Source organism: Rhodopseudomonas sp. BR0G17, assembly GCF_010907025.1.
Classification (GTDB): Bacteria; Pseudomonadota; Alphaproteobacteria; order Rhizobiales; family Xanthobacteraceae; genus Rhodopseudomonas; species Rhodopseudomonas palustris_H.
The window spans coordinates 20,846-47,613 of the sequence record NZ_QUML01000012.1 but is presented as its reverse complement, the minus strand read 5'-3'; the positions used below and the strand labels follow the sequence as shown (position 1 = coordinate 47,613).

General features: G+C 65.7%; 27 protein-coding genes. 13 read left to right on the top strand and 14 right to left on the bottom strand.

The window, feature by feature from the left end; translation table 11 throughout:
* Positions 1-11: 11 nt before the first annotated feature.
* Both DY467_RS11655 and DY467_RS11650 read left to right on the top strand, forming a co-directional pair.
* Complete coding sequence (locus tag DY467_RS11655; RefSeq protein WP_164636170.1) at positions 12-1,112, top strand: RuBisCO large subunit C-terminal-like domain-containing protein; 1,101 nt, start codon at positions 12-14, stop codon at positions 1,110-1,112.
* On the top strand, positions 1,102-1,599 hold the full coding sequence (locus tag DY467_RS11650; RefSeq protein WP_164636168.1) for a cupin domain-containing protein: 498 nt from the start codon (positions 1,102-1,104) through the stop codon (positions 1,597-1,599). Before DY467_RS11655 ends, DY467_RS11650 begins: the two co-directional genes overlap by 11 nt.
* A gap of 6 nt (positions 1,600-1,605) precedes the next feature.
* Here DY467_RS11650 and DY467_RS11645 read toward each other — a convergent pair whose 3' ends face one another.
* From DY467_RS11645 to DY467_RS11610, 8 genes are all read right to left on the bottom strand, one after another.
* Positions 1,606-2,025 (bottom strand): protease inhibitor I42 family protein, encoded by a 420-nt coding sequence (locus tag DY467_RS11645; protein WP_164636166.1) that lies wholly within the window; start codon positions 2,023-2,025, stop codon positions 1,606-1,608.
* A 23-nt stretch (positions 2,026-2,048) separates the two neighbouring features.
* Positions 2,049-2,801 carry an SDR family oxidoreductase gene (locus DY467_RS11640; RefSeq protein ID WP_164636164.1) on the bottom strand — a complete coding sequence of 251 codons (753 nt, stop codon included), beginning with the start codon at positions 2,799-2,801 and terminating at the stop codon, positions 2,049-2,051.
* Positions 2,802-2,881: 80 nt separating this feature from the next.
* On the bottom strand, positions 2,882-4,042 hold the full coding sequence (locus DY467_RS11635; RefSeq protein ID WP_164636162.1) for a GNAT family N-acetyltransferase: 1,161 nt from the start codon (positions 4,040-4,042) through the stop codon (positions 2,882-2,884).
* Between the two features lie 254 nt (positions 4,043-4,296).
* Complete coding sequence (locus DY467_RS11630) at positions 4,297-4,806, bottom strand: GNAT family N-acetyltransferase (RefSeq protein WP_164636161.1); 510 nt, start codon at positions 4,804-4,806, stop codon at positions 4,297-4,299.
* 18 nt (positions 4,807-4,824) lie between these two features.
* Positions 4,825-5,571 carry a proteasome-type protease gene (locus DY467_RS11625; RefSeq protein WP_164636159.1) on the bottom strand — a complete coding sequence of 249 codons (747 nt, stop codon included), beginning with the start codon at positions 5,569-5,571 and terminating at the stop codon, positions 4,825-4,827.
* Between the two features lie 107 nt (positions 5,572-5,678).
* Entirely contained in the window at positions 5,679-6,506 is an 828-nt protein-coding gene (locus tag DY467_RS11620; RefSeq protein WP_164636157.1) for a transglutaminase family protein, read from the bottom strand.
* Positions 6,507-6,557: 51 nt separating this feature from the next.
* Positions 6,558-7,502 (bottom strand): alpha-E domain-containing protein, encoded by a 945-nt coding sequence (locus DY467_RS11615; RefSeq protein WP_107344139.1) that lies wholly within the window; start codon positions 7,500-7,502, stop codon positions 6,558-6,560.
* A 110-nt stretch (positions 7,503-7,612) separates the two neighbouring features.
* Positions 7,613-9,031, bottom strand: coding sequence for a circularly permuted type 2 ATP-grasp protein (locus DY467_RS11610; RefSeq protein ID WP_107344140.1), 1,419 nt, complete (start codon positions 9,029-9,031; stop codon positions 7,613-7,615).
* A gap of 222 nt (positions 9,032-9,253) precedes the next feature.
* Here DY467_RS11610 and DY467_RS11605 point away from each other — a divergent pair, with 222 nt between their 5' ends.
* The 3 genes from DY467_RS11605 to DY467_RS11595 all read left to right on the top strand — a co-directional run bounded on the left by DY467_RS11605 (position 9,254) and on the right by DY467_RS11595 (position 11,454).
* The gene (locus DY467_RS11605; RefSeq protein ID WP_164636155.1) at positions 9,254-9,991 is read left to right on the top strand and encodes a competence/damage-inducible protein A; all 738 of its coding nucleotides are present in this window, start codon (positions 9,254-9,256) and stop codon (positions 9,989-9,991) included.
* Between the two features lie 160 nt (positions 9,992-10,151).
* Positions 10,152-10,673 carry a xanthine phosphoribosyltransferase gene (gpt, locus tag DY467_RS11600; protein ID WP_164571590.1) on the top strand — a complete coding sequence of 174 codons (522 nt, stop codon included), beginning with the start codon at positions 10,152-10,154 and terminating at the stop codon, positions 10,671-10,673.
* 106 nt (positions 10,674-10,779) lie between these two features.
* Entirely contained in the window at positions 10,780-11,454 is a 675-nt protein-coding gene (locus DY467_RS11595) for a hypothetical protein (protein ID WP_164636153.1), read from the top strand.
* 191 nt (positions 11,455-11,645) lie between these two features.
* Here DY467_RS11595 and DY467_RS11590 read toward each other — a convergent pair whose 3' ends face one another.
* Complete coding sequence (locus tag DY467_RS11590; RefSeq protein WP_164636152.1) at positions 11,646-12,668, bottom strand: methionine synthase; 1,023 nt, start codon at positions 12,666-12,668, stop codon at positions 11,646-11,648.
* 150 nt (positions 12,669-12,818) lie between these two features.
* On the opposite strand from DY467_RS11590, the gene DY467_RS11585 reads away from it, so the two are divergent.
* From DY467_RS11585 to DY467_RS11560, 6 genes are all read left to right on the top strand, one after another.
* Positions 12,819-13,538, top strand: coding sequence for a glutathione binding-like protein (locus tag DY467_RS11585; RefSeq protein WP_164636150.1), 720 nt, complete (start codon positions 12,819-12,821; stop codon positions 13,536-13,538).
* A gap of 253 nt (positions 13,539-13,791) precedes the next feature.
* A complete protein-coding gene (locus DY467_RS11580; protein ID WP_164636149.1) occupies positions 13,792-14,412 on the top strand; it encodes a 2-hydroxychromene-2-carboxylate isomerase in 621 nt (206 codons plus the stop codon).
* A complete protein-coding gene (locus DY467_RS11575; RefSeq protein WP_164636146.1) occupies positions 14,412-15,386 on the top strand; it encodes an NADPH:quinone oxidoreductase family protein in 975 nt (324 codons plus the stop codon). Before DY467_RS11580 ends, DY467_RS11575 begins: the two co-directional genes overlap by 1 nt.
* A 92-nt stretch (positions 15,387-15,478) precedes the next feature.
* Complete coding sequence (locus DY467_RS11570; RefSeq protein WP_107344148.1) at positions 15,479-15,946, top strand: MaoC family dehydratase; 468 nt, start codon at positions 15,479-15,481, stop codon at positions 15,944-15,946.
* A gap of 18 nt (positions 15,947-15,964) precedes the next feature.
* Positions 15,965-16,882: an SDR family NAD(P)-dependent oxidoreductase gene (locus DY467_RS11565; RefSeq protein ID WP_012495736.1), complete on the top strand. Its 918-nt coding sequence runs from the start codon at positions 15,965-15,967 to the stop codon at positions 16,880-16,882.
* Between the two features lie 205 nt (positions 16,883-17,087).
* A complete protein-coding gene (locus DY467_RS11560; RefSeq protein WP_164636144.1) occupies positions 17,088-18,323 on the top strand; it encodes a BaiN/RdsA family NAD(P)/FAD-dependent oxidoreductase in 1,236 nt (411 codons plus the stop codon).
* Between the two features lie 10 nt (positions 18,324-18,333).
* Here the strand turns inward: DY467_RS11560 and DY467_RS11555 are convergent, their stop codons facing one another.
* The 4 genes from DY467_RS11555 to DY467_RS11540 all read right to left on the bottom strand — a co-directional run bounded on the left by DY467_RS11555 (position 18,334) and on the right by DY467_RS11540 (position 21,715).
* Complete coding sequence (locus tag DY467_RS11555) at positions 18,334-18,642, bottom strand: hypothetical protein (RefSeq protein ID WP_164636142.1); 309 nt, start codon at positions 18,640-18,642, stop codon at positions 18,334-18,336.
* 11 nt (positions 18,643-18,653) lie between these two features.
* Complete coding sequence (locus DY467_RS11550) at positions 18,654-19,307, bottom strand: TetR/AcrR family transcriptional regulator (RefSeq protein WP_164636141.1); 654 nt, start codon at positions 19,305-19,307, stop codon at positions 18,654-18,656.
* A 103-nt stretch (positions 19,308-19,410) separates the two neighbouring features.
* Positions 19,411-21,228 (bottom strand): ABC-F family ATP-binding cassette domain-containing protein, encoded by a 1,818-nt coding sequence (locus tag DY467_RS11545; RefSeq protein WP_164636139.1) that lies wholly within the window; start codon positions 21,226-21,228, stop codon positions 19,411-19,413.
* Between the two features lie 10 nt (positions 21,229-21,238).
* Positions 21,239-21,715 (bottom strand): YaiI/YqxD family protein, encoded by a 477-nt coding sequence (locus tag DY467_RS11540; protein ID WP_107346561.1) that lies wholly within the window; start codon positions 21,713-21,715, stop codon positions 21,239-21,241.
* Positions 21,716-21,816: 101 nt separating this feature from the next.
* Here DY467_RS11540 and DY467_RS11535 point away from each other — a divergent pair, with 101 nt between their 5' ends.
* Both DY467_RS11535 and DY467_RS11530 read left to right on the top strand, forming a co-directional pair.
* Positions 21,817-22,617 (top strand): hotdog family protein, encoded by an 801-nt coding sequence (locus tag DY467_RS11535; protein ID WP_164636138.1) that lies wholly within the window; start codon positions 21,817-21,819, stop codon positions 22,615-22,617.
* A 192-nt stretch (positions 22,618-22,809) separates the two neighbouring features.
* Positions 22,810-24,024, top strand: a complete 1,215-nt coding sequence (locus DY467_RS11530) for an ABC transporter substrate-binding protein (RefSeq protein ID WP_107355344.1) — start codon at positions 22,810-22,812, stop codon at positions 24,022-24,024.
* Positions 24,025-24,222: 198 nt separating this feature from the next.
* Here DY467_RS11530 and DY467_RS11525 read toward each other — a convergent pair whose 3' ends face one another.
* The gene (locus DY467_RS11525; RefSeq protein WP_164636136.1) at positions 24,223-26,598 is read right to left on the bottom strand and encodes a xanthine dehydrogenase family protein molybdopterin-binding subunit; all 2,376 of its coding nucleotides are present in this window, start codon (positions 26,596-26,598) and stop codon (positions 24,223-24,225) included.
* Positions 26,599-26,768: the final 170 nt, after the last annotated feature.

Here is a 26,768-nt window from a genome sequence, read left to right as displayed (position 1 = left end):
TCGGATTGAACATGAGCGAGCGGATTATCGTCACCTATCAGGTCGCCTCGGCACCGGGGGAGATCGCTGCCCGGGCCGAGGCGCTGGCGATCGAGCAGAGCGTCGAGTGTCCGCTGGCGGCGGTGACGGAGCAGCGGATCCGGGACGAGATCGTCGGCCGGGTCGAGGCGATCACGCCGATCGGCGAGGCTCGCTTTTCGGTGCAGGTCAGCCTGGCGAGCGCGACCGCGCCAGCCGAGCCCGGACAGCTGCTCAACATGCTGTTCGGCAACAGTTCGATCCACCCCGACGTGACGTTGGCCGATGTCGAACTGCCGTCGGCCTATCCGGCTGCCTTCGGTGGGCCGAGGCTCGGCATCGCCGGTCTTCGCGCCAAGCTCGGCGCGCCGCGGCGTGCGCTGACTGCGTCGGCGCTGAAGCCGCAGGGACTGGCGCCGGAGGCGCTGGCTGGGCTGGCGCACCGGCTGGCGCTCGGCGGTGTCGATCTGATCAAGGACGACCACGGCATCGCCGATCAGGCGTTCAGTCCGTTCTCGGCACGGGTGCCGGCGGTGGCTCGCGCGGTGCGCGAGGCCTGCGACTCTCGGGGCGCCGCGACGCTGTATGCGCCGCATGTCTCCGGTTCGCTCGACGACATGCGGCGGCAGCTCGACATTGTCCGCCGCGAAGGCCTGTCCGCGGTGATGCTGATGCCGATGATCGTTGGGCTGGCCAACTTCCACCTGATTGCCAAAGAGGCGGAAGGGTTGGTCATGCTGGCGCATCCGTCGCTGGCCGGTGCGCAGCGGATCGCGCCCGATCTGCTGCTGGGCAAACTGTTCAGGTTGCTTGGGGCGGATGCGACGATCTTCCCGCATCACGGCGGCCGGTTCGCCTACACGCCGGAGACCTGTAGCGCGCTGGCGGATGCGGCGCGACGCGACTGGTACGATCTGAAGCCGTGCCTGCCAGTGCCGGCCGGCGGTATCGCGATTGATCGCATCCAAGAGCTGCTGGCATTCTACGGCTGTGACGTGATGCTGCTGATCGGCGGCAGCCTGCTGTCCGCGGGGGAGCAACTGACCGAGCAGGCGGCGCGGTTCACCGCGGAGGTGGCAAGCCATGGCCAATGACAATTCAGCAGCGCCGCATCCGGCGGCGGGCGAACGAGTTGGTGTCCGCGCGCAGACTGCCCCGGGCCGCTGGGACGGTGTCGCGGTGATGCCGTACAAGCAGACCGCCGAGGCGCCGTTCCAGGACGTATCGCGGCAGCTTCTGTTCTCGGATCCGAACCTCGCCTGCGAGTGGCGCTATTTCGAGGTCGACGAGGGCGGCTACTCGACGCTGGAGCGTCACGCCCATGTGCATGCGGTGATGATCCATCGCGGTCGCGGGCAGTGCCTGGTCGGCGACACGATCAACGATGTCGGGCAGGGCGATTTGGTATTCATCCCGCCGAGGACCTGGCATCAGTTTCGTGCCAATCGCGGCGACTGCCTCGGTTTTCTCTGCGTCGTCAACGTCGCGCGTGACCGGCCGCAATTGCCGACGGCGGACGATGTTGCGGAGCTGCGTAAGAACGAGCGTATCGCCGACTTCATTCGCACCGGCGGGGAGTAGCTGTGGTCAGCGTGGCGCGATCTCGACCGTGACGGTGTGCCGCTGCGCTGGAGCCTGGTTCTCCCAGTCGCGCAAGTAATCGAACACCGCGGTGGCGGTGCCGTCCTTGCGGGCGATGATCCGGAACGACCGGGTGCCGGGGACGCCGACCATCGGCTGGTGCACGACATCGCCGCCGCCCTGGCGGTAACCGGCATCGGAAATCTCGATCAGGTCGAGATTCCGGCTCGCTTTGGTGTCGAGATGCCAGCGATAGCCGGTCGACGGATTCTCTTTCAGGCTGAACGTGGCTTCGCCGCTGACCGCGAGGCGCAGTGTTTCGGCGGTGTCGTCGGCTCGCGGTGGCGCGACACCCGCAACCAGCGCAATGCCGGCCAGGATGCCGAGCAGTCCCAGTCGTCGGAAGGTCGTGAACGATGTCCGCATGTTAGCCCCCGGAAGGACGCGGCTCAGCCGCGTCCGACGAATGGCATCTTGGTCGCCATCACCGTCATGAACAGGACGTTGGCGTCGAGCGGCAGGCCTGCCATGTAGGCCACCGCATTGCCAACCGCGTTCGCATCCATCCGCGGCTCGGCGATGGTGCGGCCGTCGGGCTGCAGCACGCCTTGCACCATGCGATCGGTCATCGGCGTGGCGGCGTTGCCGATGTCGATCTGGCCGACCGCGATGTCGTAGGCGCGGCCGTCGAGATTGCTGGCCTTGGTCAGGCCGCTGATCGCGTGCTTGGTGGCGGTGTAGGCGGCCGAGAACGGCCGCGGCGCGTGCGCCGAGATCGACCCGTTGTTGATGATACGGCCGCCGCGCGGGGTCTGATCCTTCATAATGCGGAACGCGTGCTGGGTGCATAGGAACGGCGCGGTGAGGTTGGTCGTCACCACCGCTTGCCACTGCTCCAGCGGCAGATCTTCGAACGGCACGGGCGGGGCGCCGATGCCGGCGTTGTTGAACAGCACGTCGAGACGGCCGTAGCGCTGCACGATGGTGTCGAACAGCGCGGCGATCGATGCCGGATCGGCCATGTCGGCGACAACCGGCAGGCTCTCACCGAACTCGGCGCCGAGCTTCTGGGTCTCCTGCAGCAGTTGCATCCGACGCCCGGCCAGCACCACGGTGAATCCGGCTTGCATCAGCGCCAGCGCCGCGGCACGGCCGACGCCGGTGCCAGCGCCTGTGACGAGGGCGATTTTGGTGGTGGGCATTGGCGTCTTCCCGATGTTGTTTCTTGTTGGATGGCGCCGCGATCGTAGACGTTGTCTGCTCGGGCAACAAGCAAATCGGATTATCGATCGGCAGCAGCTTGGCTTGCCGGCCTCTTATCCAAGAATCGTTTGGCCCTCGACAGCCCGCTCTGCATCCGCCCTCGATAGGTCTGCAGCGTGTGCCAAGCGCGGTCCGATCGCAGCGCCGCCTCGCCGAGAAGAGTCCGCCCGGCGACAAACGACGCCAAGGTCACCTGCTGATTGGCAAAGCGATATTTGTAATCCTCGTCGCCACAGAGAAAGTCGATTGTCGTGGCGCCGTGATCAATCGACCAACGGATGTAGTCGAACAGCAGGATATAGCCGGGCGAGCTGCGATCGAAGGCGGCGTCGTACGTCGTGACGTAAGCCATCATCGTATCGTGCTGCATCAGATTGATCGTCATGGCGACGATCACGCCGTCTCGCTCCAGCACGAACACCCGAAGCAGTCCTTTGTCGGCGAGCACTTGCGCAAGCGTCTCCAGCATCGGCGAGCCCTCATCGAACAGCGGCGCCACCAGACCGTTCCGCTCGCACCAGGCACGCTTCAGGTCGGCACAGCGCCGCACCGCAGGGCCAATCGGCTCCTCGGGCGACAGCAGGCGGAATTCGACTTTTGCACCTTCCGACAGGCTTTTCAGCGAGCGGCGATAGTTTCGACGCGCATTTCCGGACTGCGCATCGAACCACGCCTGGCTGCTGGCCCATGGGCCGACGACGCGGAGACTGGTGGCTTGCCGATAGTGCGGGCGCAGCGTGCGGCGATATCCAGCTTTATCGTTGGCGAGTGTCCTCACCGCTGCTGTTGGCAGGAGATGGCCGAGGTAAACAGCATCGAAGCCGCCGTGCGCGTGGCTGTAGTCCCACATCCGTTCGAGCACCGACGGGTCGGCGGTTGGGTGCAGAAGTGCATCGCAGTAGTCGGAATAGTCCTTGGCGGCCCATTCGAGGACGCGGACGCCATGCTGGCGACAGATCGCAAGCGGCAGGACGGCCTCTAGAGTGTCGCCGCGCCACGCAAGGACGATAAACAGGTTCCGCCGTTCCCGATCGGGAAGCGCATGCCACCAGGCCGCGATCCAAGCATGGCTCTGAAACACGACGGCGCCGGTGTAGTCCCACAGCGCCTCCCAGGCGGGGCCGATTTCCTGCAGGCGTTCGCCCGTCTGCACGATTTCCAGCCGTTCGCCGTTGATCATTCTCACGTCTCTCAAGATGGTGTCGCAACTCAGTATGTTTGTGATGTCGGTCGACAACCTATCATTGAGGGAAGTCGGATGGAAAACGCCGGACGATACGAATGGAAAGGAGAGTTAATCGGGGCGGAATGTCTTGTTGACCGTTCCAAGGATGCGCATTCGCGAGCTGTACGGAACGACCGCTGTGCTCGGTCTCGATCGACCTGCATCCCCTTCGATCGCGGTTGCTCCTTAGTATCAAGACGACTCGCGATTCATCCGAGTTTGGCTGGACGACCCATGTAGCGTGCGTCGGCGCCGTAGCTGGCGAGTTTTTGGGAGAGCTCTTTGCTGTCGATTGGCTCGAAGCCCAGTCGCTGCCAAAACCGAACGGTGCCGCCAACGGCGACCAGCGAGATGTTGTCCGCAGTCTCGACGGCATGCTGTTCCAGCGTTGAGAGAATGGTTGCGGCCGCGCCGCTGCCGCGCGCTTCGGGGAGCAGCGCGATGTCGTGTAGATAATAGGTCGAGGCCGGCTGGGGAATGCGGCCGAGTAACGCGTTGAGCGCCGGTGGCTGTTTGAAATGCCACGGGTGGCTGATCAGATAGCCGCCGAGGCCGCTTGCGGTTTCGAGCACGAAGCAGCCGCCCGGATGCAGCGACAGTCGCTCGGCAAACACCGTGGCATCTTCAGGATAGGCCGCATGCACCACCGCAGCGATCGCGTTGACGGCGGACAGATCGGCGGATGTCATGCGGCGCCAGGTCGCAGTCTTGACGGTCATCATCTCGCGCCCGATGCCTCACGCCTGGTCCTTGTAGGGCGGGCGCGGGATGTTTTTGTGGGCGGCGCGAAGGGCGGCGGACCAGCGCGAGCGGAGGTCGTGGAAGTAGGGCTCGCCGGCCTCGATGCGGTGGTTGAGATCGGCATCGCAGACATCGGTGCGCACCACCAGCACATCGATCGGCAGCCCGACGCCGAGATTGGAGCGCATCGTCGAATCCATCGAGATCAGGCTGGTCTTCAGCGCCTCGTACAGTTCGACGTCGTAAGTAATCGCGCGGTCGAGCACCGGCTTGCCGTATTTGTGCTCGCCGATTTGCAGATACGGCGTGTCGATGGTGCATTCGATAAAATTGCCGGCCGGATAGATCATGAACAGGCGCATCCGCTCGCCCTTGATCTGGCCGCCGAACAGGAACGACACCTCGTAGTTGATGTCTTCCGCCTTCAGCGCCTGCGCCTCGGTGGCGTTGACGTGGCGGATCGCGCGACCGATCAGCTGCGCCGCCTGAAACATGCTGGAGGCGCTGATCAGGGTCTCGCGCTCGCCGGTCTCGGTGTTCTCCAGGCCCTCGGTGAGGGTCGACAGCACCGACTGGCTGATCGACAGATTGCCGGCGCTCGCCACCGCCATGATGCGGTCGCCCGGCTTGCTGAAGACGTGCAGCTTGCGGAAGGTCGAGATGTTGTCGAGCCCGGCATTGGTGCGGGTGTCGGCCACCATCACCAGGCCTTCACGCACCAGAACTCCACAGCAATAGGTCATCTCGTCCTCGAACACCGGTCTGAAGGAAAGCGCGGCGGCGCAGAAGGCGGCCGGCTGCGGGACACTAGCCCATCCGCGCCGGCGGTCCAGCCCCCGAAGGGCGTAAGCTACTGCGACTGAAACTGCCGGCCGGCCTGATCGACCTTCACCGACACCGTCAGCGTCTCGAGGCCGCCACCATAGCGGGTGCCGCGCACCGGGGCGGCGCCGAGATAGTCGAGGCCGATCGCGACGCGGGCATGAGCGTCGGTGGTGCAAATGCCGTTGGCCGGATCGAATCCGACCCAGCCGAGACCCGGCACATAGGCTTCGGCCCAGGCGTGGCCGGCGGGCTGGTGCACCACGCCGTCAGCGCGCAGGAAATGTCCGGAGACGAACCGGGCCGGCACGCCGCCGGCGCGTGCGCAGGCGATGAACACATGCGCGTAGTCCTGGCAGACGCCGCGGCGCAGCGTGAAGGCTTCGGCCGCCGTGGTGCCGGAATGGGTCGGGTCGTCGTCGAAGGTGATGTGCTTGTTGATCGCCGTCATCAGCGCATGCAGGAAGCCGATCGTATCGCCGCTGCCGTCGCCGCGCAGCTCGCGCGCCAGCGCCTGCATCGGCGGCGCCAGATCGGTCAGCTCGGTCGGGCGCAGAAAGAGCTGCGGCGGAAACCGCTCGTCGGCGCCCTTCAGCACGCCGCCGGTGTCGGAGGTCTCGATCAGCCCCTCGGCTGTGATGGTGAGGTCTTCAGTGGCGCCGACCGTCAGCACATGGGTGATGTTGCCGAACGCGTCGTAATGCATGTCCAGCCGGGTGTCGGAGGAGATGTCGATCTGCCATTCGGCGACGTACTGCCCGTCGTGGCTGCTCGGCGTGATCCGCAGCACCTGGATCACGCCGGTGGCGGGCGGCTCGTAGTGATAGTTGGTGGTGTGCGTGATGCGCAGGCGCATGGCGTCCAGAGTCCGGTTGCGGCGGCGGGCAGGGCGCGCGCCTGTGCTCGATCAGATAAGATACTGCTTGGCGACGATTTCGCCGAGCCGGCTGTTGTCGGCGATGAATTCTTGGATGAATTCGTGGACGCCGCGCTGGAAGATGTCGTCCATGTTGGAGTGTTCCAGCCGGTTGCGGATGGCGCGGGCATGGCGCTGGGAGGGGCCCTGGCGGCCATAGGCGACGCCGATCTGGTCGAGGTTGCGCACCAGATTGCCGTAGCACGAGGCGAGTGACCGCGGCAGGCTGTCGTTGAGGATCAGCAGGTCGGCGATCAGCCACGGTTTCAACGTCTCGCGATACACCCAGTGATACGCGGTCAGTGCCGACACCGAGCGCAGGATCGACGACCACTGATAGTAGTCGAGCGGACCGCCGACGTGCTCCTCTTCGGGCAGCAGCAGGTGATATTTGACGTCGAGAATCCGCGCTGTGTTGTCGGCGCGTTCGAGATGTACGCCGAGCCGTGAGAACCAATAGGCGTCGTTCCGCAGCATGGTGCGATAGGCCGAGCCGTCGAACCGCAGCGAGGTCTCCTGCACGAAGCGCAGGAACTGCGTCAGCTGCTCGCGGGTCTTGGCACCCTTGCTCCAGTTTTCCTGCAGCTCGATCCAGGCCGAGTTGATGGTGTCCCACATCGCGCCCGTCAGCGCGGTGCGCACCGAGCGCGCGTTCAGCCGTGCCGCCTCGATGCAGTTGCGGATCGAGGACGGGTTCGAGGTCGACATCGACAGGAAATCGACGACGTTGGGCTCGTTGGCCTCGTCGTACTGCGCATAGAAGCTGGCACTGACGCCGGCGGTCAGCAGCGCCGAATCCCATTCGTTGCCCTGGCCCGAATAGGTGTTCGGCAGCGCGGTGACGCGCAGCGTCGCCTCAATGGTCCGCGCCAGATATTCGGCGCGCTCGACGTAACGGGACAGCCAGAACAGGTTTTCAGCGGTACGGGATAGCATGACTCATTCCGTCATTGCGAGGAGCGGAGCGACGAAGCAATCCAGCTTGCCGAGCGTGGCGCCATGGATTGCTTCGCTTCGCTCGCAATGACGCCTCCGATGTTGCGAACCTACTCATCCAGCACCCAGGTGTCCTTGGTGCCGCCGCCTTGGCTGGAGTTCACCACCAGCGAGCCTTCCTGCAGCGCGACGCGGGTCAGGCCGCCGGGCACCACGGTGATGCGGTCGCGGCCGGTGAGCACGAACGGGCGCAGGTCGACATGGCGCGGGGCGAGGCCGGCTTCGGTGCAGGTGGGGCAGGTGGAGAGCGCGAGCGTCGGTTGGGCGATGAAGCCCTCCGGCTCGCGCTTCAGCTTCTCACGGAATGCCTCGATCGTCGCCTTGGTGGCAGTGGGGCCGATCAGCATACCGTAGCCGCCGGAGCCATGGACTTCCTTGACCACCAGCTCGGACAGATGGTCGAGCACGTAGGCCAGGTCGCTCGGCTCGCGGCAGCGCCAGGTCGGGACGTTCTTCAGGATCGGTTCTTCGTCCAGGTAGAATTTCACGATGTCCGGCATATAGCTGTACACCGCCTTGTCGTCGGCGATGCCGGTGCCGACCGCGTTGGCCAGCGTGACGTTGCCGGCCCGGTAGGCCGACATCAGCCCGGGCACGCCGAGCACCGAATCCGGGCGGAAGGTTAAAGGATCGATGAAATCGTCGTCGACCCGGCGATAGATCACGTCGACCCGTTTCAGCCCTTCGGTGGTGCGCATGAACACCTCGTCGTTCTTGACGACGAGGTCACGGCCCTCGACCAGTTCGATGCCGAGCTTGTCGGCGAGGAACGAGTGTTCGTAATAGGCGGAATTGAACACGCCCGGCGTCATCAGCGCGACGGTTGGTTCCGACGACGAGTGTGCGGGAGCCACCGAGCGCAGCGCGGTCAAGAGTTCGTCCGGATAGCGCTCGACCGGCGCGATGCGGTGCCGCGCGAACAGATCCGGAAACAGCCGCATCATGATCTCGCGGTTTTCCAGCATGTAGGAGACGCCCGACGGCGTCCGCGCATTGTCCTCCAGCACGTAGAAATGCTCGTCGTCGACCCGGACGATGTCGATGCCGGCGATGTGGACGTAAACGTCGTGCGGCACCGCCTGGCCGTTCATCTCCGGGCGGAACACCGGGTTCTGGAAGATCAGGTCGTCGGGGATGATTCCGGCGCGCAGGATGTCGCGGCCGTGATAGATGTCGCGCAGGAACATGTTGAGCGCGCGGACGCGCTGCTTCAGCCCGAGTTCCATCCGCGCCCATTCCTGCGCCGACAGAATGCGCGGGATGACGTCGAACGGGATCAGCCGCTCTTGCGCTTCCGCGTCGCCATACACCGCGAAGGTGATGCCGATGCGGCGAAACAGCAGCTCGGCTTCCTGGCGTCGATGGGTGAGGGCTTCGGGCGGCGTTTCGCCGAGCCAGCGGGACAATTCCTGATAGGCCGCGCGAACATCGCCGCCGGGGCCATTCATTTCATCAAACGCAACTGCCATGAAACCAGTCTGATTCCCCACAATGCTGCGTAGAGTGCAGCATGGAACACAGCAGTAGCAAGGGCCGGGCCAGCACGATATGGAAGGAGTGGACGGTTTTTGACCGCGGGTTCACAATGTTGCCCGCAATTCAGGCGGCGTGTTGCTCAATTCATTGGCAGGCGTCTTCGGAACGGGCAGGGCTTGTCGCCGGCAGGTAGCAGCGGGGAAACGGAAGCATTCATGAGCGAGATCGTTACGGCGGGTATCCTGGTGATCGGCGACGAGATTCTGTCGGGCCGGACCAAGGACAAGAACATCGGCTTCATCGCCGAGTACCTGACCAATATCGCGATCGATTTGCGCGAGGTGCGCGTGGTGGCCGACGACGAGCCCGCGATCATCGAGGCGCTGGACGCGTTACGCAGCCGCTACACCTACGTGTTCACCACCGGCGGCATCGGACCGACCCATGACGACATCACCGCCGACTGCGTCGCCAAGGCGTTCGGCGTTGAGATCGGCTATCACCCCGAGGTGGTCGCCCGGTTCCGCGAACGGTTCTCCGAAGCCGAGCTCAACGAGGCCCGGCTGCGGATGGCACGGATTCCGGATGGCGCCGAGCTGATCCAGAGCGCGACCATCATCGCGCCCGGTTTCAAGATCGGCAACGTCATCGTCATGGCCGGCGTGCCGTCGATCATGCAGGCGATGATGGACATCGTGGCGCCGCGGCTGAAGTCCGGCGTCCGGATGCTGTCGGAGACGGTGAAGGCCAACGCGCGCGAGGGCGACATCGGCGGCCCGCTGCGCGAGATCGCCGCCGCGCATCCGGATACGATGATCGGCAGCTATCCGTTCCTCGACGAGGAGCGCAAGCCGAACACCAATCTGGTGGTGCGCTCGCGCGATCCGGAAAAGCTGCAGCAGGCGATGGCCGCCGTAAAGCAGATGCTGGCGGACCTGCAGGCCGCAAAGTGAACCAAGACAAGTAGGTCCCGTCATTGCGAGGAGCGGCACGACGAAGCCATCCAGACCGCGCGCACCGTGGCTCTGGGATTGTTTCGCGGAGCCTGTGCTCCGGACGGCGCAAAGCGCCGATCCGGCTGGCTCGCAATGACGGAATAGTCGGAGTGAATGGATGACGCAAAGCGAACCGAGTGAACAGAAGCGGGCAGGGCGTCCGTTTCCGGTGTCATGGGATCAGTTTCATCGTGATTGCCGGGCGCTGAGCTGGCGGCTCAACGAACTCGGGCCGTTCCATGCGGTGATCGCCATCACCCGCGGCGGTCTGGTGCCCGCCGCGATCGTCGCGCGTGAGCTCGGCCTACGGGTGATCGACACGGTGTGCATCGCCAGCTACGAGCACGACAAGCAGGGCGAGCTGCAGGTGCTCAAGGGCGTCTCCGATCAGACCGCCACGCTGGGCGGTGGCACCGGCAAGGGACTGCTGATCATCGACGACCTGGTCGACACCGGCAAGACCGGCCGGATGGTACGATCGATGCTGCCCGACGCGCATTTCGCGGCGGTCTATGCCAAGCCGAAGGGCCGTCCCTTGGTCGACACCTTCATTACCGAAGTGTCGCAGGACACCTGGATCTTCTTCCCCTGGGATACCGGGCTCAGCTTCCAGCCGCCGCTCAAGGACGGGGCGGGCTGAAGCAAACACACCGTCATTGCGAGCGAAGCGAAGCAATCCAGTTCCGAGCACGAACCGTCTGGATTGTTTCGTCGTTTCGCTCCTCGCAATGACGCGCGGAGGGACCATGCCGCTGCAGAACCGCGTGACGCCGTTCGGCGAGATCGTCGCGGTAGCCAGCCGCGGGATGTTCACCGGCAATCGCGGCATCATCCATGATCCGGCGACTAAGACGCTGCTCAAGCGGCGGTGGTCGAGCCCGGCGTGGATCTCTTGCGTCTGTGAGTTCCGCGGCCGCCGCCGCGACGTGATGGCGACGCGGAGCTGGACCGAGCTGTTCTTTCTCGACGAGGCGACCGCGCTCGCGGCCGGGCATCGGCCTTGCTACTACTGCCGCCGCACCGACGCGCATGCCTTCGCCGCCGCCTGGGCGCGCGGCAACGGGCTCGAGCAAGTCAGCGCCAAACAGATCGACGCCACATTGCATCGCGAACGGCTCGACGGCAGAGCCAAGCGACTGCATCCGCTGGCATGCGCGGTGAGCGAGTTGCCGGATGGGGCGATGGTGGCGGACGTAAAGCACGACGATGCCGGCGTCCGCGATGGCGCCTGCACCGGCATTGCTTATCTGTTCACACGGGGTGGGCTGCTGCGGTGGTCATTTGAGGGGTATCAGCCGGTCGAAGCGGCGATGCTCGAAGGCTTGCAGGATCGTCTCGGCCTCCTCACGCCACCATCGACGCTAAGGGCTCTCGAAGCCGGCTATCAACCCGCACTGCATCCAAGTGCACGCACAAACTAACCACGTCATTCCGGGGCGCTCGCACAGGGAGCGAGCCCGGAATCCATACCCCCTGTGCATGTGATGAGCACTGCGGCGCGGGCTTCGAGCTACATTTTCACTGGGGGTATGGATTCCGGGTTCGCGCTACGCGCGCCCCGGAATGACGAAAGAGCGGGCAATAATGCGTTGCGCTCGGCGAGTTAAGCTCACTACGCAAACCGCTGCCGTGCCAATTCCGCCCCCGCGCCGAGCGCAAATAGCTTCGCTTCCGCGATCTCCCGGCGCATCGGGGCCATGCCGCAGTTGGTGGTGGCGATGATGTTGCTCTTCGGCACGTGCTGCATCACCGCTTCGATCGTGGCGCAGACGTCTTCCGCGGTCTCGACCTCGTCGCTGGCGACATCGATGACGCCGGCCTGGACGATCTTGCCCTTCAGCAGCGACAACAGTTCCAGCGGCACTTTCGAATTGCGGCATTCGACCGCGACCTGCTGGATCGAGCTGGCGTCGATCGCCGGGAAGATGTCCTCGTATTGCCGCCACTCGGCGCCGAGCGTTTCCTTCCAATCGGTGTTGGCCTTGATGCCGTAGCCGTAGCAGATGTGGACGGCGGTGGCGCAGGTCAGGTCCTGCGCGGCGCGCTCCAGCGCCTTGACGCCCCAGTCGGCAGCCTCGCTCATGTAAACATTAAACGCCGGTTCGTCGAACTGGATCATGTCGATGCCGTCCGCCTGCAGCGCCTTGGCTTCCTCGTTGAGCAGTTCGGCGAAGGCAAATGCCATCTTGACGCGGTCGCCGTAGTAGCGATCGGCGATGGTGTCGATGATAGTCATCGGGCCGGGCAGGGTGAATTTGATCTTGTGCGTGCTATGCGCGCGCGCGATCTGGCCTTCGAAGCCGTGAACGCGGCCCTTCAGCCGCAGCGGCGCCACCACCTGCGGTACCATCGCTTTGTAGCGATCGTTGCGGATGCCCATCTCGACCTTGTGGGCGAAGTCGATGCCCTCGACGGCTTCGAGGAAGCCATGGACGAAATGCTGCCGCGCCTGTTCGCCCTCGGTGACGATGTCGATCCCCGAGTCTTCCTGCAGCTTCAGCGCCAGGATGGTGGCGTCGCGCTTGGCGCGGAGCAGCTCAGCGCCCGTCGACTTCCACGGCGCCCACAGCTTGTTGGGCTCGGCCAGCCATTCCGGTTTCGGCAACGAGCCGGCGATCGTGGTCGGAAACAGCATCGTGTTCTCTCCCTGCAGCCTGACATGGGCCTGATTGACGCCCTCTGTGCCACGTCCGCGGCGGGGCGTACAGAAGTGCGAGACCGAGGTGACAAGCCGGCCGAAGCCGGGCTAGGATCGACGCAAACCCGTCAAGAGGACCCTGCCGCCATGATCGATCTGTATTACGCGCCGACGCCGAACGGCTGGAAGATCTCGATCATGCTGGAAGAGTGCGGACTGCCTTACAAGGTGGTGCCGATGCAGCTCGGCCGCGGCGATCAGCACCAACCGGAATTCCTCAAGCTCAGCCCCAACGGACGAATGCCGGCGATCGTCGATCACGCGCCGATCGGCGGCGGCGAGCCGCTGTCGGTGTTCGAGAGCGGGGCGATCCTGATCTATCTGGCGGAGAAATCCGGGCAACTGATGCCGACCGAGACGCGGGCGCGGTTTGAGGTGATGCAGTGGCTGATGTGGCAGATGGCCGGGCTCGGGCCGATGCTCGGGCAGAACGGTCATTTCCTGCTGTATGCTCCGGAGAAGATCCCGTACGCGATCGACCGCTACAGCCGCGAAGCGAAGCGGCTGTACGGCGTGCTCGATCAGCGGCTGGCCGACCGCGACTATATCGCCGGCGACTACTCGATCGCCGACATCGCCTGCTTTCCCTGGATCATGACCCACAAGGCGCAGGGCTTGACGCTCGACGACTATCCCAACATCAAGCGCTGGTACGCGACGTTGCGCGCTCGGCCCAAGCTGCAGGCCGGTCTCGCCCTCGGCAAGGAGGACAAGAAGCCGATGGACGAGCAGGCCCGCAAACTGCTGTTCGGCGTCGACAAGCCGGCGCATGCCGACGCCCAGGCGCAAAGCGCGCAGCAGCAGTGATCGCCGCCTGTAGAGCATCCGCGTTCGTCATTCCGGGGCGTGCGGCGAAGCCGCGCGAGCCCGGAATCCATACGCCGCAGCGTTGGCGGTGGAGCGGGGCGGCCGTTGCGCTTTGCTCGAACGAGGGATTAGGGGTTATGGATTCCGGGTTCGCGAGCTGCGCTCGCGCCCCGGAATGACGAACGAGAGTTTGATCGCAGACAAGTGGGCCAGCTAAGTAACAATCAACAACAACCAAGAAAAGGAAACGCCGATGCTCGAATTCTTCTTCGACTGCTCCAGTCCGTGGACGTATCTCGCCTTTCACAACATCCAGCCGCTGGCGAAAGAGATGGGCGAGGAGATCACCTGGCGGCCGATCCTGGTCGGCGGCATCTTTAACTCGGTCAATCCGAGCGTGTACGAATCCCGCAAGACGCCGGTGCCGCTGAAGGCGCGCTACATGGTCAAGGACCTGTCGGATTGGGCGCGCTCGGCCGGGCTCGCGATCAAGATGCCCCCGAGCGTGTTTCCGGTGAACAGCGTCAAGGCGATGCGTGGCTGTCTTTGGTTGCTGCGCGACAAGCCCGACGCGATGGTGCCGTTTGCGACCGCGGTGTTCGAAGCGTATTGGGGCGACGATCAGGACATTTCCAAGGACGACGTGCTGACCGCCATCTGCGCCCGATGCGGCCTCGATCCGCAGGCATTCTTCGCCGCGATCGCGGAGCAGAGCATCAAGGACCACCTTAAGGACAACACCGACGAGGTGATGGCACGCGGCGGCTTCGGCTCGCCGACCATCTTTGTGGACAAGACCGACATGTATTTTGGTAACGACCGGCTTCCGTTGGTGCGCGAGGCGCTGGCGCGTCGCAAGGCGGGTGCCGCCTGATGCCGAAGGCTGTGGTGTGCCGCGAACTCGGACCTCCCGAGTCGCTGCGGCTGGAAGAGATCGAACGCAAGGACTTGAAGCCCGGCGATGTGCGGGTCGCGATCCGCGCCGCCGGCATCAACTTCCCCGATATCCTGATGTGCGCCGGCGAGTATCAGCTCAAGCCGGAGCTGCCGTTCATTCCCGGCATGGAAGCGGCCGGCGAGATCATCGAACTCGGCGCTGATGTTGCAAACGTGAGGCTCGGCGATCGGGTGATCGTCAAGTTGCGGTTCGGTGCTTATGCCGAAGAGGTGGTGGCTGCGGCTTCGCAACTCACGCCCGCGCCGGCCAATTTCGATTTCGCCGAAGCTGCGACCTATCTGGCTGGCCACGGCACCGCTTGGCACGGGCTGGTCGAACGCGGCCAGCTGCAGCCCGGCGAAGTTCTGCTGGTGCATGGCGCCGGCGGCGGCGTCGGGCTCGCGGCGGTCGAGGTCGGCAAGTATCTCGGCGCCACCGTGATCGCGGCGGCGTCGAGCGAAGAGAAGCTCGCGGTGGCGCGGCAGCGCGGCGCCGACCACGGCATCCTCTATGGCGCCGAACCGTTCAAGGATGCGGTGAAGCGCATCACCGAGGGCCGCGGTGCCGACGTGGTGTTCGATCCGGTCGGCGGCCAGATCTTCGAAGACAGCGTGCGCTGTATCAATTGGGGTGCGCGGCTGCTGGTGGTCGGCTTTACCGGCGGCATTGGGCTCGCGCGCACCAATTTGATCCTGATGAAGGGCGCCAGCGTGATCGGTGTCCGCGCCGGCGAGGCGGTGCGGCGCGATCCGGCGCGCGGCGAGCAGCGCACCGCCAAGCTGCTCGAGCTTGCCGCCAAGGGCCTGCTTCGGCCCAACGTGTCGCATCGCTTGCCGCTGTCGGAATGGGCACCGGCGATGCGTTTGCTGATCGACCGCAAGGCCATCGGCCGGGTCGCGTTGCTCCCGTAATACGGAATTTTCACGTGCCCGCGGCGAGCGAAGATTTCGCTTGGCGCGGGTTTCGCGATGTGGAATGTGCAACGCGGAACAACGAGGTTGGAATGAGCACTGAACTGGAACTCGACGCCTATATCAAGCTCGTCGGCACCGAGATCGGCGTGTCGGAATGGCATGTGCTCGATCAGAAGCGGATCGATCAGTTCGCCGATTGCACCGAGGATTGGCAGTACATCCACGTCGATCCCGAGCGCGCCGCGCGCGAGACGCCGTTCGGCACCACGATCGCTCACGGCTTCCTGACGCTGTCGATGCTGAGCGTGTTCTCCTACGAGGCGATGCCGAGGATCAAGGGCGTCACCATGGGCGTCAACTACGGCTTCGACCGGCTGCGCTTCATCTCGCCGGTGAAGGCAGGATCGCGCGTGCGCGGCCGCTTCATGCTGGCGGAAGCTACTGTGCGCAAGCCTGGCGAATTGTTGTCGCGTACCAGCGTCAACGTCGAAATCGAGGGCGAGAAGCGCTCGGCCCTCGTGGCTGACTGGCTCGGCCTGATCTACTTCGAACAATAATCCGGGGAAGCAACACACATGGCTATCAGGTTCGACGGACGCGTCGCCATCGTCACCGGCGCGGGCAACGGTCTCGGCCGCGCGCATGCGCTGGGTCTCGCGGCGCTCGGCGCCAAGGTGGTGGTGAACGATTTCGGTGGCGCGCGTGACGGCACCGGCGGTTCGATGACCGCCGCCGAGACCGTGGTCGAAGAGATCAAGAAGGCCGGCGGCACCGCGATGGCCGACGGTGCCGACGTGTCGAACTACGAACAGGTCCAGGCGATGGTCGCCAAGGCGACCAAGGAGTGGGGCAGCGTCGACCTGCTGGTCGCCAACGCCGGCATCCTGCGCGACAAGTCGTTCGGCAAGATGGAGCTGAGCGATTTCCAGAAGGTGATCGACGTGCATCTCGCCGGCACTTTCTACTGCTGCAAGGCGGTGTGGGACGGCATGAAGGAGCGCAACTACGGCCGCATCGTGCTGACCACCTCGTCGTCGGGCATGTTCGGCAATTTCGGCCAGGCCAACTACGGCGCCGCGAAGGCCGGCATCGTCGGGCTGATGAACGTACTGGCGCAGGAAGGCCGCAAGACCGACATCCGCGTCAACACCGTGTCGCCGACCGCTGCGACCCGCATGACCGAAGAGCTGCTGCCGCCGCAGGCGCTGCAGTTGATGAAGCCGGAGGCGATCACGCCCGCGGTTCTGTTCCTGCTCAGCGAGAACGCGCCGACCCGCACCACGCTCGGCGCCGGTGCCGGCTCGTTCGCGCAGATCAAGATCATCGAGACCGAAGGCATCAACCTGCCGGAGTCCGAATGGACCCCCGACGCGATCGCCGCGCACTTCGCCGAGATCAGCGACGACTCCAAGGCCCAGGCGCTCGAAGGCGCGTTCCAGCAGACGCAGAAGTACGTGGCCCAGGCCGCCGCGCGCCTCGGCATCAAGATGTAAGACCGTGCTGCGGCTCGTTGCTGAGCCGCAGACCACCTCCGGATTCCGGGTTCGCTCGCTGAGCGCGAGCGCCCCGGAATGACGGAGCTGGACTAGGTCTTTCCGCGAGTCATTCCGGGGCACGCCGAAGGCGTGAACCCGGAATCTCTACGCCGATCCCGGTTCGTGTATAAGCGCCGGATGATTTTCATCGCAGGCAGCCGTCGTGGCTGACATTCTCGACATCGACGCCGCCGTGATCGGCGCCGGGCCGGCGGGGCTGATGGCGGCCGAGCAGCTCGCGCTTGGCGGCATGCGCGTCACCGTGTTCGACGGCATGGGTGCACCGGCGCGGAAGTTTCTGCTGGCCGGGCGCGGCGGCCTCAACCTCACGCACAGCGAAGCACTGCCGGACTTCCTGTCGCGCTACGGCACGGCGCAGCCGCGCCTGACTCCAGCGCTCGAGGCGTTCGGCCCCGAGCAACTGCGCGCCTGGGCCGATGATCGCGGGCAGCCGACCTTCGTCGGCTCCAGCGGTCGGGTGTTTCCGGTGGCGATGAAGGCTTCGCCGCTTCTGCGCGCCTGGCTGCGCCGGCTCGATGCGCTGGGCGTGCAGCTCCGCCTGAAGCATCGCTGGACCGGATGGGACGGCGAGGGGCGTCTGTCGTTCGACACAGTGGACGGTCCGCGCAGCATCGCGGCGCGGGCGACCGTGCTGGCGCTAGGCGGCGCCAGCTGGCCGCGGCTCGGCTCGGATGGAAGCTGGAGCGATCTGCTCGCCGCCAGAGGCATCACGATTGCGCCGCTCAGGCCAGCGAATTGCGGCTTCGTCGTGCAGTGGTCGGCACTGTTCGCGGACAAGTATCAGGGCGCGCCGCTGAAGAACGTCGCGCTGTCGTTCGGACCGCGCACCGTACGCGGCGAGGCGGTGATCACCCGTGACGGCATCGAAGGCGGCGCGATCTATGCGATCTCGGCACTGTTGCGCGATGCGATCCTGGCGCACGGCGAAGCGAAGCTGTGGATCGCGCTGCGGCCGGATCTCAGCACAGCCGATCTTGCGGCGCGATTAGCGAAGCCGAAGGGCAAGCAGTCGCTGTCGACGTATTTGCGTAAAGTGGCGGGACTGTCACCGGCCGGCATCGGCCTGCTGCAGGAAGCCTCGCATGGAACGGGCGTTGCGCTGGCGACGCTGCCGGCCGATCAGCTCGCCGCGCTGATCAATGCCGTGCCGGTGCGCTTAGTTGGCACCGCGCCGATCGCCAAGGCGATCTCGACCGCGGGCGGCATTGCGCTGGGTGAGATCGACGCGGACTACATGCTGCGCAAACTGCCCGGCGTGTTCGCCGCCGGCGAGATGCTCGACTGGGAAGCGCCGACCGGCGGCTATCTGCTCACGGCGTGCTTTGCGACCGGCGTGATGGCCGGCCGCGGCGCGCTGCGCTGGCTGCAACGCGCCTGACGCCGCGTGGTTATTGGGTCACGACCGGACGGCTCGCCCGGCTATGCGTCGCGTCGCTGTGACGGTTCGGGAACATCACCAGCGAGCAGGCCTGGCTGAGCTGGGTGCGCTTGGCGATCAAGCAGGCGGTGATGGCCGGCACGTCGGGGATCTCGGAGCGGCACAGCCGCATCACGTCGGGCCTGCAGGCGCGGCGCTCCTCCGGCGTACCCTGCGCCGAGGCCGCATTCACCGTCACAGTCGCGCACAGCGCTGCGGCGGCGAGCGAAGCGATGCGGAGCCTGAAGCGGCGAGCGGAATGATCGGCTGAAGCAGTCATGGTCTGGTCCTTCACGAGGTGGGGGAATGCAGAAAGGTCGCGACGATGCTGCGCGCCAGCAGGGATGGCGCTTCGGCGGGGGCGATGTCCGGCGCGATCTCGTTGAGCAGCACCGGCACCGAATGCGGCTGATGCACCGAGTTGCTGAGCAGCAGGAAGAACAGCGCCGGATGCGGCGTCCGCACTACGCCGCAATCGATGCCGGCCTGCACCAGATCGCGGATCGACAGATAAGCGGGCCGGGCGAGCCGATCGATCAGCAACGCGGCGCGTTCTGGCGTCTCAGCAGGGTGCTGCGCGACGAACTGGCGGACTTCCGGATGGGCGATGCCGAAGGCCACGAAGGTCTCGATCGCTTCGCGCAGCCGGTCGTAGATCGGGCGATCGGCTTCGGTGGAAAGCTTGGTCATCACCGCCATGATCGGCGCGGCTTCCTGGGTCACCGCGTCGAGGCAGGCGAGCCACAGCGCGGCCTTGTCGCCGAAATGGATCCGGATCAGCCCGGTATCGACGTCAGCGGCTTTGGCGATGCTGCGCAGATCCGCGCGCTCGAAGCCGAGTTCGGCGAAGGCGCGGGTCGCTGCGGTGAGCAGGGCGGCGCGGCCGCTAGGCGCCCCGGAGGGGCGGCGGCCACGTGGGCGATGGGGTGGGGTCGGAGCGTGCATGGCTAATATCTACAGATGTAGATATAAACTCATGCACGTGCAGAGTCAACCGCTCAGTCGTTGCGGTGATTAAGTACCGTTCAGTGTTTCGGAAGAGGCCGGGTCAGGCGCTTTCGATCTCTTCGCGTAGCATCTCCAGCTCGAGCCAGCGCTGCTCGGCGGCGTGCAGCTCGTCGTGCGCCTTGGCCATCGCGGCCGAGACCTTGTCGAACTTGGCGCGGTCCTTGGCATAGAGCTGCGGATCGTCGAGCTGCTTCTGCAAGCTCGCGATCTCGGCCTCCAGCTTGGCGATGGTCTTCGGCAGCGTTTCCAGCGCGTGCTTCTCGTTGAAGCTCAGCTTGCGCTTCGGCGCAGGCGCGGCGGCGGGCGAGGGCGTCGCCTTCGCGGCCGTGGGTTCGGCCACGGCGGCCTTGGCCGGCTGCCGGGTCAGGTCGGCGCCGCGCTGCGCCAGCATGTCGGAGTAGCCGCCGGCATATTCGATCCATTTACCGCCGCCGTCCGGCGCGATCACGGAGGTGACGACGCGGTCGAGAAAGTCGCGGTCGTGGCTGATCAGGATCACCGTGCCGTCGTAGTCGCCGAGCATCTCCTCGAGCACGTCGAGGGTTTCGAGGTCGAGGTCGTTGGTCGGCTCGTCGAGCACCAACAGGTTCGATGGTTTCGCCAGCGCGCGCGCCAGCATCAGCCGGCCGCGTTCGCCGCCGGACAGCGCCTCCAGCGGCGTACGCGCCTGCTCCTGGGTGAACAGGAAGTCCTTCATGTAGCCGATCACGTGGCGCGGCTTGCCGCCGACCATCACCTGGTCGCCGCGGCCGCCGGTCAGCGCGTCGCTCAGCGTCGATTTCGGGTCCAGGCTGTCGCGGCTCTGGTCGAGCGTGGCGATCTCCAGATTGGTGCCGAGCCGCACCGTGCCGCTGTCCGGGGCCAGCGCGCCGGTCAGCAGGCTGATCAGCGTGGTCTTGCCGGCGCCGTTCGGGCCGACGATGCCGACGCGGTCGCCGCGATTGATCCGGATCGAGAACGCATCGACGATCGGCCGGTCGCCCCAGGCCTTGTTGATCGACTTGGCTTCGATCACCAGCTTGCCGGACTTGTCGGCCTCGGCCGCTGCGAGTGAGGCGGCACCAGTTGGGCCGCGATAGTCGCGGCGCTGCGCGCGCAATTCGTGCAGGCCGGCGAGCCGCTTGACGTTGCGCTTGCGGCGGCCGGAGACGCCGTAGCGCAGCCAGTGCTCTTCCATCACGATCTTGCGGTCGAGCTTGTGCTGATCGCGTTCTTCTTCCGCCAGCACGTCGTCGCGCCAGCTTTCGAACTGCGAAAAGCCGCGGTCGATCTGGCGGATCACGCCGCGGTCGAGCCAAGCGGTGGCGCGCGACAGGTTGGTGAGGAAGCGGCGGTCGTGGCTGATCATCACGATTGCGCATCTGCGCTGGGCGAGATCGTTCTCCAGCCATTCGATCGTGGTCAGGTCGAGATGGTTGGTCGGCTCGTCGAGTAGCAGGATATCGGGATCGGGCGCGAGAATTCGCGCCAGCGCCGCGCGCCGGGCCTCGCCGCCGGAGAGATTGGCCGGGTTCTCGTCGCCGTGCAGGCCGAGCTGTTCGAGCAGATAGGCGGCCTGATAGTGATCGTCGCCCGGCGCAAGCCCGGCCTCGACATAAGCCAGCGTGGTGGTGAAGCCGTCGAAATCCGGCTCCTGCGGCAGATAGCGCACGGTGGCGCCGGGCTGCACGAAGCGGCTGCCGCGGTCGGGCTCGATCAGGCCGGCGACGATCTTCAGAAGCGTCGACTTACCGGAGCCGTTGCGGCCGATCAGGCACAGCCGGTCGCCGGCGGAGACGGCGAGTTCGACGCCGTCGAACAGCGCGGCGCCGCCGAAGGTCAGCGCGATGTCTTTCAGTTGGATCAGCGGCGGCGCCATGGTCGGTCCATCAGGTCGGAGCGGCCCTGCGGCGCGCGATCCTGCGGATCGCGCTGTCGAGCGCCGAAAGAAAGGTGGAGCGGTCGCGCGGCGAAAACGCGCGCGGGCCGCCGGTGATCTCGCCGGTCGAGCGCAGATCGGTCATCAGATTGCGCACCGCCAGCGTCATGCCGATCGACTCCTCGGTGAACGGCTTGCCGTTTGGAGCGATCGCGGTGGCGCCCGCTTTGACGCAGCGGCTCGCCAGCGGAATGTCCGCGGTGATGACGATATCGCCCGGTTTGATCCGCTCCGCAATCCAGTCGTCGGCCGCATCCATGCCGGAACCGGCGGCGACACGCTCGATCAGCGGATGCTGCGGCACCCGGATGAAGCCGCCGGCCACCACCGTCACCGGAAGATGGTGACGCTCGGCCACCTTGTACACCTCGTCCTTCACCGGACAGGCGTCGGCGTCGACATAGATGCGGGTGAGGGCGTCGGTCATCGGGCGGTGTGCGGTTCTCTGGGCGGCCTTGCGTTGCCGGCGCAGTGGCGTAGCATCGCCGGCAACGATCGCCAACAAGATCGGGCAAACCGGGAGACACCATGGCCGCATCGCTTGCGCCCTGGCGCGTCAGCGCCTTCAACACCGCCAAACAATCCGAAAACAAGATGCACGACGACACCGTCGCCCGCCGCTTCGGCTTCACCGGCGGCCTGGTGCCCGGGGTCGAGGTGATGGCCTACATGATGCATCTGCCGGTCGCCCGCTGGGGCCGGGACTTCTTGGAGCGCGGGCTGATCGAGGCGCGGTTCGTCAAGCCGGTGTACGACGGCGAGACCGCGACGGTGACGGGCGAGCAGCAGGGCGAGGCCATCACGCTCGCGGTCGAGAGCCGCGGCGAGCTCTGTGCCACCGGCAGCGCATCACTGCCGGCGCAGGCGCCAGCGGTCGATCTGTCCGCCTATCCGGAGACAGCCGCGGCGACGACCCGGCCGCCGGTCGGCGCGGAGTCGTTTCCGCAAGGTCACTGGTTCGGCACCGCACCGGTGAACTGGGGCGGGGCGAAGCTGCGCGCGTATCTCGACGAGATCCGCGAGACCGATCGGATCTACCAAAGCGATGACCTGATCCATCCTGGCACGCTGCAGCGGATCATGAACCGCGTGCTGGTCGACAATGTCGTGCTCGGGCCGTGGATCCATGTCGGATCGAAGATGCAGTTGCTCGCCGCGGCGCGCGGCGACGATGTGCTCACCGCGCGAGCGAGGGTGGTCGCCAACTACGACAAGAAGGGCCACCGCTTCGCCGAGTTCGACGCGCTGATCGTGGCAAATGGCGACCGGCCGGTGGCGCATTGTCACCACGTCGCGATCTTTGCCCCGCGGCAGCAGGCGGCCGCGTAGACGTTTATTCCGTCAGGCGGACGGCGGGCGACGTCATGCGACGTTCTGCCCCTCTCGCCTTGCGGGCGAGCGGAGCCAGAATGCTTGCCGACGATCACAGCAACCAGGAGGGCGGGGGCACATCAATCCATGCGCGGGAGCCGGCGATACGGCCGAACTGATAACAAATCAAAAAATCATTCCGGAGGAAACATGACACTCGTTCAACGGGCGGCAGCGATGATGCTGGCCGCGCCGCTGCTGCTCGGCGCACCTGCCTTCGCGCAGCAACAGGCTCCGCTCAAGATCGGTCTGCTCGGCGACTTCCAGTCGGTGTATTCCGACATCGGCGGCCAGGGGAACGTCGAAGCCGCCAAGATGGCGATCGAGGAGATGGGCGGCACGATGTTCGGCAAGCCGATCGAGTTCATCTCGGCGGACGTGCAGAACAAGCCCGACATCGCCGCGTCGCTGGCGCGCAAATGGTACGAGAACGAAAACGTCGACATGATCGTCGATCTGCCGACCTCGGCCACTGCGCTTGCCGCGATGGAGATGTCGAAGAAGTTCGAGAAGATCATGATCGTCACCGACGCGGCGTCGTCGGACATCACCGGCAAATCGTGCTCGCCATATACCGCGCACTGGACCTACGACACCTATTCGAACGCCCACACCGTCGGCTCGGCGATCGTCAAGAACGGCGGCGACACCTGGTTCTTCATCACCGCGGACTATCTGTTCGGCCATTCGATCGAACGCGACACCGGCGAGGTGGTGAAGGCGGCGGGCGGCAAGGTGCTCGGCAGCGCGCGGCATCCCTTGAACAACGCCGACTTCTCCTCGTTCCTGCTGCAGGCGCAGTCGTCGAAGGCCAAGATCATCGGTATGGCCAATGGCGGCGGCGACACCATCAACACCATCAAGCAGGCGGCGGAGTTCGGCATTGTCACCGGCGGCCAGAAGCTCGCCGGCATCGTGATGTTCATCTCCGACATCCACAGCCTGGGTCTGAAGATGGCCAACGGTCTGATCATCACCGAGGCGTACTATTGGGACCTCAATGACCGCACCCGCGAGTTCGGCAAGAAGTACTTCGAACGCATGAAGCGGATGCCGACGATGAACCAGGCCGCCACCTACAGCGCGACACTGCACTATTTGAAGGCGGTGAAGGCGGCGAACAGCAAGGACACCAAGACGGTGCTGGCGAAGATGCGCGAACTGCCGGTGCGCGACGCCTTCACCGACAACGGCTTCCTGCGCGAAGACGGTCGCATGGTGCACTCGATGTTCCTGTTCGAGGTCAAGAAGCCGGAAGAATCCAAGGCGCCGTGGGACTACTACAAAGTCCTCGCCGAAGTCCCCGGCGACCAGGCCTTCCGCCCGCTGAAAGACGGCGGCTGCCCGCTGGTGAAGGCCGAGTAGAGAGCAGGCCTCTGACGACGAGGCAACGTCCTCGCAGAACAACAGACGTCGTCGCCGGGCTCGACCCGGCGACGCATCTTCTTCGTTGGGACTCTCTCGCTTGCGCGCTGCGCGCGCGATGGATGCGCGGGTCAAGCCCGAGCATGACGCTTCGTAGCGAGGCTCGCCCGACAAAAATGCCGATAGCAGCGGCGGCGCCTACGCCGCCGTGTTCGCCTTCGCCTCGTGGATCGCGCGCCACACCTTCTCAGGCGTCAGCGGCATGTCGAGTGTCGTCACGCCGTAATCCTTCAGCGCATCGAGCGCGGCGTTGACGATGGTGGCGAGGGAGCCGGCGCAGCCGGCTTCGCCGCAGCCCTTGGTGCCGAGCGGATTGGTCTTGGCCGGCACCGGGTGGTCGCCGACCGTCATCAGCGGGATGTCCTCGGCGCGCGGCAGCGCGTAGTCCTGCAGCGAGCCGGTGATCGGCTGGCCGTCGGCGTTGTACGAGATCTTCTCCATCAGCGCCTGGCCGATGCCTTGGGCGACGCCGCCATGGAGCTGACCGGCGACGATCATCGGATTGACCACGGTGCCGAAGTCGTTGACCGCGGTGTAGCGCACCACGCGGGTGACGCCGGTGTCCGGATCGATCTCGACCTCGGCCACATGGCAGCCGTTGGGGAAGGCGGAGGGGACGCCTTCGGTGGTGTGATCGACATCGAGCGAGGAGGGGATGCCCTCCGGCAGCTCGGCGCCGCGCAGCCGCTGCGCCAGGTCCATGATGCCGATGCTGCGGTCGGTGCCGGCGACGGTGAAGCGGCCGTCGGCAAATTCGATGTCGGCTTCGGCGGTTTCCAAGAGATGCGCCGCGGCGCTCTTGCCCTTGGCGATCACCTTTTGCGACGCCTCGACGATCGCCATGCCGCTGGCGGTGATCGAGCGCGATCCACCGGTGCCGTTGCCGGTGTGGACGATATCGCTGTCGCCCTGTTCGAGCCGGATGCGCTCGAACGGCACGCCGAGAAACGTGCTGAGCACCTGCGCGAACGGCGTCGCATGGCCCTGGCCGTAGTCGAGCGTGCCGGTGATCAGGCGCACCGTCCCGCCTTCTTCGAACACGATCTTGCCGAGTTCGGTGTTCGGCGGTGCCGTCACTTCCAGATACGAGCCGACCGCGATGCCGCGCAGCTTGCCGGCCTTGCGCGCGTCCTTCTTGCGCTTGGCGAAGCCGTCATAGTCGGACTGTTCCAGCGCCTGTCCGAACACGCCGGCGAAATCGCCGCTGTCGTAGGTGACGCCGGAGCAGGCGGTGAACGGCATCTGCGTCGGCTTGATGAAGTTGCGCTTGCGCAAGGTGAGGCGGTCGATCCCCATCTCGTCGGCGGCGCGATCGATCAGCCGCTCCAGGAAGTAGTTGGCTTCGGGCCGGCCGGCGCCGCGATAGGCGCCCATCAGCGTGACGTTGGTGACGACGCACTTGATATCGACGCTGAGCAACGGCGTCCGGTACACGCTGCCGATGTTCTTGCCGGTGTTGAGCGACAGCGGCAGCGGCGCGACGCCGGTGATCTGGGCGCCGAGATTGCCGGTGCCGGACAGGCGGATCGCCAGGAAGCGTCCGCCGGCATCCAGCGCCAGTTCGGCGCGGATCTGTTGGCCGCGGCCCTGACTGTCGGAAAGGAAACTGGTCGAGCGCTCGTCGGTCCACTTCACCGGGCGGCCGAGTGCCTTGGCGGCGTGCAGAATGCAGATGTACTCGGGGTAAGAGATGTTCTTCATCCCGAATGAGCCGCCGACCTGGCCGGTCAGCACCCGCACCTTGTCGGTCGGCACGCCGAGCAGTTTGGCCAGCGTATTGCGGTTGCCGGAGACGCCCTGGGTCGGCAGCTGAATGGTGTAGCGGCCGTTCTGCTGATCGTAGGAGGCGAGCCCGACGCGCGGCTCCATCGGCACCGCGGCAACGCGGGTGTTCTCGATATCCAGCGTGGTGACGTGCGCGGCCGCGGTGAAGGCTGCGTTCACGGCTGCGGTGTCGCCGAAGTGATAGTCGAGCGCAACGTTGTTCTCGATGTGGTCGTAGAGCTGGGGCGCGCCGGGCTGCATCGCGGCTTCTGCATCGGTGACGGCGGGGAGCGGGTCGATGTCGAGTTCGACCGCTTCGGCGGCATCGCGCGCCTGCGCCAGCGTCTTGGCGACCACAAACGCGATGGGCTCGCCGACGAAGCGCACCTTGTCGGTGGCCAGCGCGCCGTGATGGGTTTGCTTCAGCGGCGTGCCGTCGCGGCTCTTGAGCGGCAGGCCGGAACTGAACGGCGCGTAGCCGGCGACGGCGAGCTCGGCGCCGGTGTAGATCGCGCAGACGCCGGGCATTGCCTTGGCTGCTTCGGTGTCGATGCCGCGGATGATGCCGTGCGGATGCGGGCTGCGCACCATCACGGCGTAGAACTGCCCCGGCAGATTGCAGTCGTCGGTGTAGCGGCCCTTGCCGCGCAGCAGCGTCTCGTCCTCCTTGCGCCGGACCGGCTGGCCCACGCCGAATTTGTGCAGCGCGAGGGAGGTGTCGAGCGACGCGTTGGCGGGGCTGTCCTGCATGAGGCTGAGTTCCGGCTTGAGAGGCGCGCGGGACGGGAAAAGGCCGCGTGGGCGGCGTTTCTGCGCGGGGAATGTCAGTGCTGATAGTCCCAACGGATAGCGCAGCCGCCCACACGCCACAACGCACGAAACCGCATGCTTCGCCCGCAGGTGGGTTGCGCCGGGGCGGT